Genomic DNA, 11,958 nt, shown 5'->3' with positions numbered 1-11,958 from the left:
ATCAACTATGTGAATGCCGGCATCGAAGCCCGCAGTCGTGGCATCCACGTGCTCGAGGTCAAAGACGATGCCAGCCGCGACTTCGCCGGCGGCTCCCTTCAGCTCACCTGCCGCGGCGGCAACGGCAGCCACAGCGTCACCGGGGCGGTGTTCGCCGACGGCGACCTGCGCATCACCACCATCGATGAGTTTCCGGTCAACGTGATGCCCACGCGGCACATGCTGATCACGCGCCACCGCGACATGCCCGGGATCATCGGCAACATCGGCTCGCTGCTGGGCGAGCACAACGTCAACATCGCCTCGATGCAGGTGGGCCGCCGCATCGTCCGTGGCGACGCGGTGATGGTGCTCAGCCTCGACGATCCGATCCCCCCCAGCCTGCTGATCTCGATTCACGGGATCAACGGGATTCAGGAAGCCCATCCGGTCACGCTCTGAGCGCCGCTGCCATGTCCCCGGCTCCCCGCTGGTGGCGTCTGGAGATGGAGGCTCCTCCCGAGCTGGAGGAATCGCTCCTCTGGAAGCTGCCCTCCCTCGGCATCCGCCGGGTGGCCATCCAGTTCAGTCCCGATCAGCCCAGTGCCCACCAACTGGTGGCCTGGCTGCCGGAAGCCGACTGGCCAGAGCCGGAGCGGCAGCGTCTGGCCGGGGAGCTCGAGCGCCTCACCGAGCCCTTCGCCATCCCCCTGCCGCCCCTGGGCTGGCAGCTGCAGGACGAGGAGGACTGGAGTCTGAGCTGGAAGCGCCACTGGCAGCCTGACCCGGTGGGCGAGCGGTTGCTGATCCTGCCCGCCTGGCTGGAGCCGCCGGAGGAGCACGCCGGCCGTGAGCAGATCCGGATCGACCCCGGCAGCGCCTTCGGCACCGGCAGCCACCCCACCACGCGTCTGTGCCTCGAGGCGATGGAGCGGCTGGCGCCGATCGATCAGCGGGTGGCCGATCTGGGCTGCGGCAGCGGCATCCTCGGCCTCGGCGCCCTGCGCCTGGGGGCACGCTGCGTGGCTGCGGCCGACACCGACCCCCTGGCGGTGCGCGCCACGGGCAGCAACGGCGAGCTCAACGGCTATCCCGTGGTTCCCGGCGGGCCGTTGCAGGTGGTTCAGGGATCGGCTCAGGAGCTGGCGGACCTGTTGGGGGAGGACGGCCCTGCCGATCTTCTGCTCTGCAACATCCTGGCGCCCGTGATCGCCGAGCTGGCCGGGCAGTTCCAGACCTTGCTGGCACCAGGCGGCCTTGGCCTGCTCATCGGCCTGCTGGTGGATCAGGCCGAGGAGCTCTGCCGGCTGCTGGCCATTGAGGGCTGGAGCGCTGATCTGGTGGCCTCCCAGGGCGTCTGGGGACTGCTCGAGATCCAGTGGTGCCGGGCTGTGATCCCTGGAGATGTCGCATAAATCACGCTTATGCGTGCTCACCCTTTGATTGGGCTTCTGGGGCTGCGCCGCCAGGATCGCCGTCAGCGCCCCGGTCCGATGTAGGACGGTGCGGTCCTACAGGCCCTGAACACTCAGGAGTCTGTGAGCCCCAATCCATTCCATGGCTTCCTACAAGGTCACCCTCATCAACGAGAGCGAGGGACTCAACAAGACCATCGAGGTTCCCGACGATCAGTACATCCTCGATGCCGCTGAGGAGCAGGGAATCGATCTGCCTTACTCCTGCCGTGCTGGAGCCTGCTCCACCTGCGCCGGCAAGCTCACCACCGGCACCGTCGACCAGTCGGACCAGAGCTTCCTCGACGACGACCAGATCGAAGCCGGCTTCGTGCTGACCTGTGTGGCTTACCCCACCTCTGACTGCACCATCAAGACCCACGCCGAAGAAGAGCTCTATTGAGCCTCAGGCCAGGCTTGGCTTGAATCCAGATCCCGTTTCTGCCACCCTTCGGGGTGGCTTTTTCATGCCCGCGTTGGTGGATACCCTGATGGAGCCCGGCAGCGAGCACTGCAGCCCGGGCGGCCAGTACAGCTTCCGGGTGCTGGGTCCCTGCTGCCGTCTCTTCGACCGCGACGAGCTGCCCTGGCCCTGCTGCCGTCTGGCCTGGCGCAGCAAGGAACCCAGCTGGCGCCGTATCGGTCGGCGCTTCGTGGCTGATCTGGCCTCCAGGCGCTGTCCGTCCTACGCCGTGGAGCTGCTCCAGCCCGGCGCCAGGCCCACTTGCACCGTGCTCACCCTCTTCCCCCAGCGCCTGTCCCCGGCCCTGCAGGAGTGGTGGTACAGCAAGCAGCCAGGAACCATGAATGCCGCCAACGTGAGCCCCCCCGATGATCTGGCCGAGGTGGCCTGAGCACGGCCTGCGGCAGCCTGTGGGGCTCGGAACGCCAAAAAAAACCGTGGCCCAGAGGACCACGGCATGGAGCTGGATTCAGCCAGTTGGATCAGAAGTAGACCTTGCCACCGCCCCACTGGGTGCCGCTCACTTTCGGGGCCACCAGGATGTAGCCGGCGATCAGGCGCAGGTCGTCATCATCAAGGTCGCGCATCTTCACGAATACATCGCTGCTGCGCATGCTGGGGTGAACGTCGGCGATGCTGTACTCCCCGTCATAGGAGGTGGGGTCCTTGATGAAGTCCACCAGGGCCTCGACTGAGTCGCGCGACGGGGTGGCCAGCGAGAGGGTCTCGGGGTCGAGGCCCACGTTGTAGTTGGTCTTGGTGACGCCGCCGGCGTGGCAGGTGCCGCAGCTGTCGTTGAAGAGCTTGCGACCGCCTTTGATCTCTGCTTCGCTGAAGGTGACCAGGTTGCCGTCCGGGTCACCGGGCACCGTGAGGGTGGCGGTGTCCCATTGGGCGGCCTGGGCAGCAGTCACGCAGAAGCCAAGACTGAGCAGAAGCGCCAGGGGCAGAACCAGCAGGGTCCGGGCAACCGCCCGAAGGGCAGTGGGAACGAAAGAGGCCATGTAGGGAGCCGGCGAAAAGGCGGTTGGCACCGCACCTGAGACCTTGTATCACGGGGGAAGGGCCCGCCGGCCGGGGATCAAGAACTGTTGCAGCGATCACCGTTGCCAGGCGGCCCCTTATGGGGTCTTGCCGTCGCCTTCGGCGCTCACTTCGAGGCTGAGAAAGTCCTTGGCTACGAGGGTGTTCGGGAAGATCGCCCTGGCCTCGTTCACCAGGTCGTCAGGGGTGACGGTGTTGCCGGCCACGTAGCGCGGACTGAGGTGGGTGAGCACCAGTTGCTTCACCCCCGCCAGCGCTGCCGTCTGCGCGGCCATGGTGCTGGTGGAGTGCTGGCGTTGGAAGGCCATCTCCGCCTCGCTGTGGGCGAAGGTGGATTCGTGGATGAGCAGATCGGCGCCGCGGGCCAGCTCCACCGCCGCTTCACTGAACACCGTGTCGGTGCAATACACCACGCTCGCACCTGGTCGGTCAGGACCGCAAAGGGTCTCTCCCCGGATGATGCGACCGTCGTCGAGGCACACGTCCCGACCGGCTTTGAGTTCGGCATAGACCGGCCCCGGCGGGATGCCCAGCTCGCGGGCTTTCTCGATGTCGAAGCGGCCGGCCCGGGGTTTCTGCTCCACCCGGTAGGCGTAGGCCGGGATGCGGTGGGTGAGCGGGGTGCAGCGCACCACCAGGTCGTCGTCGTCGAGCAGCACCGCCCCGCTGTGGGCGGCCTTGTGCACCCTGTGGGTGCGCAGCGGGTAGCCGATCCGGGTCGAGGAGGTGCGCAGCACGCCCTCGAGGTAGTCGCGCAGGGGATCAGGGCCGTAGAGATCGACGCCGCTGCAGGCTCCGGCCAGTCCGAGACTGGCCAGCAGTCCCGGCAACCCGAAGACGTGGTCGCCGTGCATGTGGGTGATGAAGATGCGCCGCAGCTGCGACACCCTCAGCTCACTGCGCAGGAACTGGTGCTGGGTTCCCTCGCCGCAGTCGAACAGCCAGAGCTCGGCCCGCTGGGGAAGGCGCAGAGCCACCGCTGAGACATTGCGGGAACGGGTGGGTACACCCGAACTGGTGCCCAGGAAGGTGACTTGCACTCCGGATGACCCTTTGGCGCATGCTGCCACGTCAGGCTCTGTCCAGGTCGGCTCTGGCGTTGCCGGGATGTGCTGGTCACAATGGCGCGCACGTTTCATGGCTGCTGCCGTTGATGGCTGTTCCCAAGACCGGTCGGTTCCGCTCCATGCTCCTGGCCTCGGCCCTGCTGCCGCAGGCGCTGCTGGCGGGGCCAGGCGGGCTGGCAGGAGCCCCGGCCGCGGCCGGGGATGTGGCCCAGGCCGTGGCGGCCCTCGACGGGCTCGAGCCCCTGATGGCCAGCCGGGCCACCAATCCTCAGATGCGGGTTCTGCTGCTGGACCTGCCGGCGATCCGGGTGGCGGGCAGCAGTGGTCTGCGCCTGCGCGACGCCAGGGGTGGGGAGCTGCTGCGGATGCCTGCCGGAGCCACCCTCGCCCTGCGCCAGGCCGGTGGCCGGATCCAGGCCCAGCCTTCGGCCGTGACCCAGGGCAGTCCTGGTGCCCTCAGCCTCAGCGAGCTCTGGCTGGAGCCCCTGCCTGTTTCGGGCGGCCTTGCCAGCCTGCAGATCGAGAACCGCCGCTACAGGGGCCGGCTGCAGGTGAGGGTTGAAGCCTCGAAGCTGAGGGCCATCAACGTCATTGCTCTGGAAACCTATCTGCCCAGCGTGGTGGGCAGTGAGATGCCCGCCAGCTGGCCGCTGGAGGCTCTGCGAGCCCAGGCCGTGGCGGCCCGCACCTATGCCCTGCGCCAGCGCAAACCCTCGGCCCCCTTCGATCTGCACGCCACGGTCACCAGTCAGGCCTACAAGGGCCTGGAGGCGGAGACCGCCTCCACCCGCGAGGCGGTGCGCAGCACCCAGGGTCTGGTGCTGATGCATGGCAACAGCCTGATCAATGCCGTCTTCCACAGCAGCAGCGGCGGCAGCACCGAGAACAGCGGTGATCTCTGGTCGCGCCAGCTGCCCTACCTGGTGAGCGTCCCTGACTACGACGACTCCAGCCCCGTGGCCCGCTGGGAGAAAACCCTCTCCCCCCAGCTGCTGGCCGGCGCCTTTGCCGAGATCGGCGGCGCCAGCCGCATCGACATCCTCTCCACCACGGGCAGCGGCCGGGTGCGCCAGGCGCGGGTGATCGGACCGTCCGGAGCCCTGGTGCTCACGGGTGCCCAGCTGCGCAGCCGCCTGGGGTTGCGCAGCACCCTGGTGCGCTTTGAGGCGGCCCCCTTCACCTTCACCCCACGGGCCCTGGCCGGCGGCACCCCGCTGCCAGTGGGAATGGGTTCGCTGCTGGCCTCGCCCCCTCCTCGGCCCCTGGCTCCGCCTTCGCCGGTGATCATCGCCGTGGGCCGCGGCTTCGGCCACGGGGTGGGCATGAGCCAGTGGGGCGCCTATGCGCTTGCCCAGCAGGGCCGCCGATTCGAGCAGATCCTGCAGCACTACTACCGCGGAGTTGAGGTGCAACCGCTACGGGCCGGATCTGGCCCCCTGGCGTCGGGAGCCGTCGCTGGGCGAGGCTCCTGAGCACCGGTCCTGCGGCTGCAGCGGCGGAGCGGCTGATCACCACGCCTGCCTCCGGTGCCAACGCCTGCTTCTCCCTACTGGTTGGCCGGCCGCTTCGAGTGTTTCGAGCAGCCGTCTGCCCTGGCCGGGCGCGTTGCTGAACTCCTGCACCAGGAGCTCAGCGGTGGATTGATGCGACCCCTGGGTCTGGCCACCGGCCGCACCATGGAGCCCGTCTACGCCGCCCTGGTGGCGAGGCTGCTGGCCCTGCCGCCTGATCAGCTCCATGCGGTGCGTCAGCGCTGGTGCAGCTTCAACCTTGATGAATATGTGGGACTGGGGCCGACGGATTGCGGCTCCTTCGCGGCGGAGATGGATCGCCAGCTGGTGGGACCGCTCGGGCTGGAGCCGGCACGGGTGCAGCTCCCCGATGGCCTGGCCGCGGATCCCGTCGCCGAGGCCCGCCGCTATGCCGAAGCCGTTGGGGCAGCGGGAGGTATCGGGCTGCAGCTGCTGGGGCTGGGCAGCAACGGCCACGTGGGCTTCAATGAGCCTCCCTGCGGTCCCCACGCTCCCAGCCGCAGCCTCAGCCTCAGCGCCGCCACCCGCCGTCAGAACGCGGCGGCCTTCGGGGGGGATCCGGCCCGGGTGCCAGCCGGGGCGATCACCCTTGGCCTGGAGCAGATCCTGGGGGCCGAGCGCATCCTTCTGGTGGTGAGCGGCGCGGCCAAGGCGGGCATCCTGGCGCGGCTGCTGAGGGAGCCCCCCGGGCCGTCGTTGCCGGCCAGCTGGCTGCAGGGCCATCCGGGACTGCGCCTGATCGTCGATCGCGCCGCCCTGGAGGGCTGAGGGGCTCAGCCCATCACGGCATTAAGCAGGTCGGCGTCGGCCTCCAGGTTGGAGGTGAGGCTGCGCACGTCATCGAGATCCTCCAGAGCGTCGAGCATGCGCAGGCAGCGACGCAGCTGGTCGTCGCATTCCAGCCGGCAGGGGGCGGAGGACACCCAGCGCAACTCCCAGTCGAGCACGGGCCAGCCCAGCTGCCGCAAGTGGTGCTGGAGGGTCTCCAGGTCGGTGTAGCCGCAGAACACCTCGGCGTTCTCCCCCTCCAGGCTGTAGCCCAGCACCGGCGGACCGCCCTGATCCTCCAGGCTCAGCAGGCTCTCGAGCAGGTCCTCTTCGCTGGGCACCGGCGACTCCAGCCGCACGACCCCCTGCTGCTCGAACAGGTACCCGACGCAGCCACTCTCCCCCAGGTTCCCACCCTGCTTGCTGAAGGCCAGGCGCAGGTCGGCGGCGGTGCGGTTGCGGTTGTCGGTGAAGCACTCCACCATCACTGCGACCCCGCCGGGGCCATAGCCCTCGTAGCGGACCGCCTCGAACTGATCGGCCTCGCCGCCGCCCTGGCCTGAGCCCTTGGCGACGGCCCGCTCGATGTTGGCGCTGGGCATGCCGGCGGCCTTGGCCTTGTCGATGGCAGTTCGTAGCTGGAAGTTCCCGGCGGGATCAGCCCCATGGCGGGCCGCCACCGTGATCTCCCGCCCCAGTCGGGTGAAGACCACTCCGCGCCGGGCGTCGACCACGGCCTTCTGGCGTTTGATCTGGGCCCACTTGCTGTGGCCGGCCATGGCGGATCGATCGATGAAGAGTGGGGACGTGGCCGGGAGCCACGTTGCAGCAGGGGCAGCCCTGAGGGGATCAGCCCATGGCCTCCAGCACCAGCTTGGGCTGGAGCCAGCCGTCTGGGCCGGCCCTGGCCATCCCTGCCAGGTTGCCATCCGGATCCAGCACCACCACCACCTGGTGTTCGCTCAGGTGGGCGGGGCCGGCCAGGCGCCGGCCGCAGCGCCAGCTCACCAGATCGCCAGACTCCAGGGTGAAGGCGGGGTAGTGGCCCAGAGCACGGAGGGGAGCAAGGGGCGGCGGCGGCGGCTCTGCCTCAAGCTCCTCGAGGCCCACGGCAGCGCTGAGCGTGAAGCCCAGGGCTTCGGTGCGGCGCAGCTCGGCGAGGGCCCCACCGCAGCCGAGGGCCTCACCCAGATCCCTGGCCAGGGAGCGGATGTAGGTGCCGGCGCTGCAGCGCACTTCCAGCTCCAGGCGCCCCGAGCTGGGCTCCCAGCCCAGCAGCTCCAGCCGCTCGACCGTGACGGCTCGCTCCTGCAGGTCCGAGTGCTCTCCGCGGCGGGCTCTGGCGTAGGCCCGCTCCCCCTGAACGTGCACCGCAGACACCTGGGGCGGGCGTTGCAGGATCGGCCCGCGGAAGGGGTCCAGGGCCGCCTCCAGGTCCTGCCGGCTGAGTGACGGCAGCGGCCGGTTCTCCAGAACAGTGCCGCTGAGGTCGTCGCTGTCGGTTGACAGGCCCAGCTGGATCACCCCCCGGTAGGCCTTGGCCCCATCGAGGTAGGGCAGAAGGCGGGTGGCAGGCCCCAGCGCCAGGGGCAGCACACCGGTCACGGCCGGATCGAGGGTGCCGCCATGGCCGACGCGCTTGAGGCCATAACGGCGGCGCACCCGCGCCACACAGCCATGGGAGGTGAGGCCGGCCGGTTTGTCGAGAATCAGGAACCCGCAGGGTGCCTGGGGCTGTTGTTGGGTGCTGGGGCGGCAGCCGGATGTGGTCATGGCAGGCACTGTTGCATCCGGGCCCCGGGCCTGCAGGCTGGGAGGAGCGCCCGTTCCCTCTTTCGCCCGTGACCCTGCAGCAGCGCCGTGATCTGGCTTTTCTCGTGCTGGCCGGCCTCTTCCTGGGCACGATGGGCATGCTCAACATCCTCGGCCTCACCCGCTTTCTCACCCTGGGCTCGATCGGCGGCTGGCCGATCGTGGTGGCGGTGGGGGCCCTGCCCTACCCGATCACCTTCCTCTGCACCGACCTGATCCGCGAGATCTGGGGGGAACGGCAGGCCAGCCAGCTGGTGTGGGTGGGGTTGCTGCTCAACGGCTGGATCGTGCTGATTCTCTGGCTGGGGGGAATTCTGCCGGGGCTGGATGGACATGGGGGCAGCGCCGGGCTGCCGCTGGCGGCGGCGGGGGAGCGGCTACCGCTGTTCTACGAGATGCGAACCCTGGCTTTCGGGGCGGTGGGGGCCTCGATGGTGGCCTATCTGGCCGCCCAGTTCACCGACGTGCGGCTGTTCCATTTCTGGAAGCGACTCACCGCCGGCCGGGCACTGTGGTTGCGTAACAACGGCTCCACCCTGATCAGCCAGCTGGTGGACACCACGGCGGTGGTGCTGATCAGCCACTATGCCGCCCACGTGCTGCCCCTCAGGGCCGAGGAGGCGGTGTTGCCCCAGCTGGGGAGCTTCATCGCCAGCGGCTACCTGTTCAAGCTGGTGGCAGCCCTGCTGGACACCCTGCCGTTCTATCTGCTGGTGGCCTGGCTGCGCCGTTGGCTGGCGGTGCCCGGTGCCGGCGCGGAGCTTGAGGATCTGGGCTCCCCGTAGCCTGGCTTCAGTTCCAGCAACGAGCCGATTTGCCTGAAGCTGTAAGCCCCCTGCCCTGCCCAGTGGCGACTCTGGAGGGAGAGAGGGGTGCGGTCTGTGATGGTCTTGATCTGGAGGCCTTTCTTGGCGATGGCTTTGCCTTGCGTCAGCAGCTGGCCTCCTATCTGGGCCTTACCGCCGAGCAGCTCGAGGAGCGCCTGCCGCAAAGTTGCGCGGAGTTGGCCTCCCTGCATCCCGGTGCGGTGGGCTTCGACCCTCAGCGGGTGGAGGCGTTCTATGAGCAGACCGTGGGCACCGGACACCTGCTGGAGTTGGCTGCCTGGCACCTGGGCAGTGCGGACTACATCGGCGACACCCTGCGTCTGCAGGCCCGCTACGCCCGCGGAACGGTGCTGGATTTCGGTGGTGGCATCGGCACCCATGCCCTGGCGGCCGCGGCTCTGGCGGAGGTGGAGCGGGTCTGGTTCGTGGACCTCAACCCCCACAACCGCGCGTTTGTGGCGGAGCGGGCCGCACGCTTCGGGCTCAGCGATCGGCTGAAGGTATGCCGCGATCTTGGCGATCAAGGCCTGCCCCAGCAGTTCGACACGGTGGTCTGCCTGGATGTGCTGGAGCATCTGAGTGATCCAGCTGGGCAGTTGGAGCTGTTCGCCGCCCACATGAATACCGGGGCCATAGCCCTGCTCAACTGGTATTTCTTCCAGGGCTTTAACGGGGAATATCCGTTCCACTTCGATGATCCGGCTCTGGTGGAGCGGTTTTTCCGCACCCTGCAGAGCCGGTTTCTGGAGGTCTTCCACCCCTACCTGATCACCACCCGGGCCTATCGGCTGATGGGATGAAAAGAAAAAAAGGGGGGGGGCTCTCTCTGCCCCCGGCCGGGGCCTGCCTCCTCAGACGGCTGCAGCCACGTGAATACGCTTGCGGGCGCGCAGACCGCGTTTGATCGACTCGAAGCTCACCACACCGGGCACGAGGGCGAAGAGGGTGTCGTCCGAGCCACGACCGACGTTCACGCCAGGCATCACCGAGGTACCGCGCTGGCGCACGAGGATGGAGCCGGCGGTGACGGTTTCACCGCCGTAGCGCTTGACGCCGAGACGCTTGGAATTGGAGTCGCGTCCGTTGCGTGTGGAGCCTGTGCCTTTCTTGTGGGCCATGGGGTGGAGAGTTGGTGGAAGGATTCAGAAGTGGACTGAAGCGCTGGAGCTCAGGCGATCGCCTTGCCGTTGACGCTGATCGACTGGACCATCACCCGGGTGAGTTCCTGACGGTGACCGTTCTTGCGGCGGGTTTTCTTTTTCGGACGCATCTTGTACACCAGGATCTTTGGACCGCGGCGATGGGCCAGCACCTTGAGCTCGATGGTGGCGCCGCTCACGTAGGGGTGGCCGAGGTTAGTGCCCTGACCGTCGCGCACCAGCAGGACGTTCTCCAGAGTCACCGTCTCATCCACCTCGGCGGCGATGCGGTCGAGGTCGTAGTAGCGGTTCGGCTGGAACCAGAACTGCTGGCCGGAGGCCTCGGCAATGGCGTACAGGTCGGTGCTGGCGGCAACAGGAGCGCTGCTCTCCGTTGTGGTGGCTGGACTCTCGGGAGCGGGGCTCTCTGTGGCTTGACTCATGGGCTCAGGGGGCGTGGACAGGCCAGTGGAGGTGGAGGCTGGCCTGCGCCGCCACCAACTCACCACTGTTCAGGCCTGTCGCACAACCATTCAATCGACAAGCGACGATCATCTCTCTTTGCCTGCCGGCTCGTCAACACTAAGGTCTGTCAACCGCTGCCGCTGCTCCTCTCCCCATGACCCAGCCGGCGCTCACCGTGGCCTCGCTGATCCGCGATGAGCAGCTGCGCCAGGCCTGCAGCACCTGGTTGCCCCAGGGACGCTACGAGTTGATGGAGCTGGGTCTGCAGCAGGATCCCGCCGCCGAGCTGGAGCGCTGCTGGGAACAGTTCGATGCGGTTCTGCTGGAGCCCGGAGTGCTCTCGATCGAGGCTTTCCAGCGCCTGCGGGCCCAGGGCCGGATCCTGCCGGCGGTGGTGCTGGGCCAGCTCAGCGGGCCGATGGAGTTTTTCCAGGACGAAGTGCATCTCCCTCCTGATCAGATGGAGCAGCTCAGCTACAGTCTTGATGCAGCCATTTCCCGCTGTCTTCGCCGCAGAAGTTCAAGCGGATCGGGGGGGAACCTCGACGCCAGCGATTCCCATGCTGGGGAGAGTGATCAGTCGAACTGGAGGTTGCCCCACCGCCTGCGCGAGAGGCTTGGCTACCTTGGAATTTTCTACAAGCGTGATTCCTCCCGCTTTCTGCGCAATCTCTCTGCGGCTGAGCGAAAGGTGCTGCTGCGCTCCCTGCAGCGAACATACCGAGACCTGCTGATCAGCTATTTTCGAGATCCAGCAGCTGCCAATCAGGCCCTGGAAAGCTTCGTGAATACGGCATTCTTCAGCGATCTTCCCATCACTAAAACAGTGGAAATCCATGTGGACATGATCGACGAATTCTGGAAAAAACTACAACTTGAAGGCCACAAGCAGGATTTCCTCAAGGACTATCGTTTGGCCTTGCTTGATGTCATGGCCCACCTCTGCGAAATGTATCGACGCTCACTCCCTCCGGAGGTCACGGACAAGCCCAGCGAAGGAATGGTCGCCAAGATCATCACCGCATCCCAGGTGCAATCATGAGTCCACAGAAGACCTACATCCTTAAGCTCTACGTTGCTGGCAATACCCCCAATTCGATGCGGGCTCTCAAGACGCTGCGTCTGATTCTTGAGCAGGAGTTCAAGGGTGTGTACGCTCTCAAGGTGATTGACGTACTCAAGAATCCGCAACTGGCCGAAGAAGACAAGATCCTGGCGACCCCCACACTGGCCAAGATCCTGCCGCCACCGGTGCGCCGGATCATCGGCGATCTCTCCGATCGCGAGCGGGTGCTGATCGGTCTCGACCTTCTCTACGACGAGCTCACCGACCGCCAGATCGCTGACGAGATGATGGACGAGTCTGATGAAATCTGAATTCTTTAGATCACTGCTGTCTTTTTCGTCC

16 protein-coding genes are annotated in these 11,958 nt (G+C 67.1%); 10 read left to right on the top strand and 6 right to left on the bottom strand.

Translation table 11 applies throughout. From position 1 onward, the window contains the following. The 4 genes from KBY78_RS02745 to KBY78_RS02730 form a co-directional block, all read left to right on the top strand. The coding region (locus KBY78_RS02745; RefSeq protein WP_255142228.1) for an ACT domain-containing protein at window positions 1-441 on the top strand (441 nt) is incomplete at its 5' end. An 11-nt stretch (window positions 442-452) separates the two neighbouring features. Further along, window positions 453-1,394, top strand: a complete 942-nt coding sequence (prmA, locus tag KBY78_RS02740; protein ID WP_255142227.1) for a 50S ribosomal protein L11 methyltransferase — start codon at window positions 453-455, stop codon at window positions 1,392-1,394. Between the two features lie 142 nt (window positions 1,395-1,536). Beyond that, window positions 1,537-1,836, top strand: coding sequence for a ferredoxin (locus tag KBY78_RS02735; protein WP_006171932.1), 300 nt, complete (start codon window positions 1,537-1,539; stop codon window positions 1,834-1,836). 64 nt (window positions 1,837-1,900) lie between these two features. Continuing rightward, window positions 1,901-2,287 carry a hypothetical protein gene (locus KBY78_RS02730; RefSeq protein ID WP_255142226.1) on the top strand — a complete coding sequence of 129 codons (387 nt, stop codon included), beginning with the start codon at window positions 1,901-1,903 and terminating at the stop codon, window positions 2,285-2,287. 91 nt (window positions 2,288-2,378) lie between these two features. Here KBY78_RS02730 and psbV read toward each other — a convergent pair whose 3' ends face one another. Together psbV and KBY78_RS02720 are read right to left on the bottom strand one after the other, a co-directional pair. Beyond that, the gene (gene psbV, locus KBY78_RS02725) at window positions 2,379-2,900 is read right to left on the bottom strand and encodes a photosystem II cytochrome c-550 (RefSeq protein WP_037979876.1); all 522 of its coding nucleotides are present in this window, start codon (window positions 2,898-2,900) and stop codon (window positions 2,379-2,381) included. 117 nt (window positions 2,901-3,017) lie between these two features. Further along, a complete protein-coding gene (locus KBY78_RS02720; RefSeq protein WP_006171929.1) occupies window positions 3,018-3,980 on the bottom strand; it encodes a ribonuclease Z in 963 nt (320 codons plus the stop codon). A 113-nt stretch (window positions 3,981-4,093) separates the two neighbouring features. On the opposite strand from KBY78_RS02720, the gene KBY78_RS02715 reads away from it, so the two are divergent. Together KBY78_RS02715 and KBY78_RS02710 are read left to right on the top strand one after the other, a co-directional pair. Then, on the top strand, window positions 4,094-5,479 hold the full coding sequence (locus tag KBY78_RS02715; protein ID WP_255142225.1) for a SpoIID/LytB domain-containing protein: 1,386 nt from the start codon (window positions 4,094-4,096) through the stop codon (window positions 5,477-5,479). Window positions 5,480-5,533: 54 nt separating this feature from the next. Beyond that, complete coding sequence (locus tag KBY78_RS02710; protein WP_315856630.1) at window positions 5,534-6,307, top strand: glucosamine-6-phosphate deaminase; 774 nt, start codon at window positions 5,534-5,536, stop codon at window positions 6,305-6,307. A 5-nt stretch (window positions 6,308-6,312) separates the two neighbouring features. Here KBY78_RS02710 and KBY78_RS02705 read toward each other — a convergent pair whose 3' ends face one another. Together KBY78_RS02705 and truB are read right to left on the bottom strand one after the other, a co-directional pair. Next, window positions 6,313-7,086 (bottom strand): YebC/PmpR family DNA-binding transcriptional regulator, encoded by a 774-nt coding sequence (locus KBY78_RS02705; RefSeq protein WP_255142223.1) that lies wholly within the window; start codon window positions 7,084-7,086, stop codon window positions 6,313-6,315. 70 nt (window positions 7,087-7,156) lie between these two features. Next, on the bottom strand, window positions 7,157-8,080 hold the full coding sequence (gene truB / locus KBY78_RS02700; RefSeq protein ID WP_255142221.1) for a tRNA pseudouridine(55) synthase TruB: 924 nt from the start codon (window positions 8,078-8,080) through the stop codon (window positions 7,157-7,159). 68 nt (window positions 8,081-8,148) lie between these two features. On the opposite strand from truB, the gene KBY78_RS02695 reads away from it, so the two are divergent. Beyond that, window positions 8,149-8,904, top strand: a complete 756-nt coding sequence (locus tag KBY78_RS02695) for a queuosine precursor transporter (RefSeq protein ID WP_255142219.1) — start codon at window positions 8,149-8,151, stop codon at window positions 8,902-8,904. Between the two features lie 62 nt (window positions 8,905-8,966). Further along, window positions 8,967-9,746 (top strand): methyltransferase domain-containing protein, encoded by a 780-nt coding sequence (locus KBY78_RS02690; protein ID WP_255142217.1) that lies wholly within the window; start codon window positions 8,967-8,969, stop codon window positions 9,744-9,746. Between the two features lie 51 nt (window positions 9,747-9,797). On the opposite strand, the gene rpmA is transcribed toward KBY78_RS02690, so the two are convergent. Both rpmA and rplU read right to left on the bottom strand, forming a co-directional pair. Then, window positions 9,798-10,064, bottom strand: a complete 267-nt coding sequence (gene rpmA / locus KBY78_RS02685) for a 50S ribosomal protein L27 (RefSeq protein WP_006171922.1) — start codon at window positions 10,062-10,064, stop codon at window positions 9,798-9,800. A 50-nt stretch (window positions 10,065-10,114) separates the two neighbouring features. After that, on the bottom strand, window positions 10,115-10,528 hold the full coding sequence (rplU, locus tag KBY78_RS02680; protein ID WP_255142215.1) for a 50S ribosomal protein L21: 414 nt from the start codon (window positions 10,526-10,528) through the stop codon (window positions 10,115-10,117). Window positions 10,529-10,704: 176 nt separating this feature from the next. Between rplU and KBY78_RS02675 the strand changes: the two genes are divergently transcribed. Continuing rightward, window positions 10,705-11,592 (top strand): circadian clock protein KaiA, encoded by an 888-nt coding sequence (locus KBY78_RS02675; RefSeq protein ID WP_255142213.1) that lies wholly within the window; start codon window positions 10,705-10,707, stop codon window positions 11,590-11,592. Beyond that, complete coding sequence (kaiB, locus tag KBY78_RS02670; RefSeq protein WP_037979872.1) at window positions 11,589-11,927, top strand: circadian clock protein KaiB; 339 nt, start codon at window positions 11,589-11,591, stop codon at window positions 11,925-11,927. Before KBY78_RS02675 ends, kaiB begins: the two co-directional genes overlap by 4 nt. Window positions 11,928-11,958 lie beyond the last annotated feature (31 nt).

This window comes from Synechococcus sp. EJ6-Ellesmere (assembly GCF_024345875.1).
Taxonomy (GTDB): Bacteria; Cyanobacteriota; Cyanobacteriia; order PCC-6307; family Cyanobiaceae; genus Regnicoccus_A; species Regnicoccus_A antarcticus.
Note: the sequence above shows the minus strand (reverse complement) of the source record. Positions and strands in the feature narration are given on the sequence as shown.

Excerpts from the sequence above, each read along its gene's own strand:
- prmA (WP_255142227.1), top strand. The coding sequence starts at position 453 with ATGTCCCCGGCTCCCCGCTGGTGGCGTCTGGAGATGGAGGCTCCTCCC.
- KBY78_RS02735 (WP_006171932.1), top strand. The coding sequence starts at position 1,537 with ATGGCTTCCTACAAGGTCACCCTCATCAACGAGAGCGAGGGACTCAAC.
- KBY78_RS02730 (WP_255142226.1), top strand. The coding sequence starts at position 1,901 with ATGCCCGCGTTGGTGGATACCCTGATGGAGCCCGGCAGCGAGCACTGC.
- psbV (WP_037979876.1), bottom strand. The coding sequence starts at position 2,900 with ATGGCCTCTTTCGTTCCCACTGCCCTTCGGGCGGTTGCCCGGACCCTG.
- KBY78_RS02715 (WP_255142225.1), top strand. The coding sequence starts at position 4,094 with ATGGCTGTTCCCAAGACCGGTCGGTTCCGCTCCATGCTCCTGGCCTCG.
- KBY78_RS02705 (WP_255142223.1), bottom strand. The coding sequence starts at position 7,086 with ATGGCCGGCCACAGCAAGTGGGCCCAGATCAAACGCCAGAAGGCCGTG.
- truB (WP_255142221.1), bottom strand. The coding sequence starts at position 8,080 with ATGACCACATCCGGCTGCCGCCCCAGCACCCAACAACAGCCCCAGGCA.
- rpmA (WP_006171922.1), bottom strand. The coding sequence starts at position 10,064 with ATGGCCCACAAGAAAGGCACAGGCTCCACACGCAACGGACGCGACTCC.
- rplU (WP_255142215.1), bottom strand. The coding sequence starts at position 10,528 with ATGAGTCAAGCCACAGAGAGCCCCGCTCCCGAGAGTCCAGCCACCACA.
- KBY78_RS02675 (WP_255142213.1), top strand. The coding sequence starts at position 10,705 with ATGACCCAGCCGGCGCTCACCGTGGCCTCGCTGATCCGCGATGAGCAG.
- kaiB (WP_037979872.1), top strand. The coding sequence starts at position 11,589 with ATGAGTCCACAGAAGACCTACATCCTTAAGCTCTACGTTGCTGGCAAT.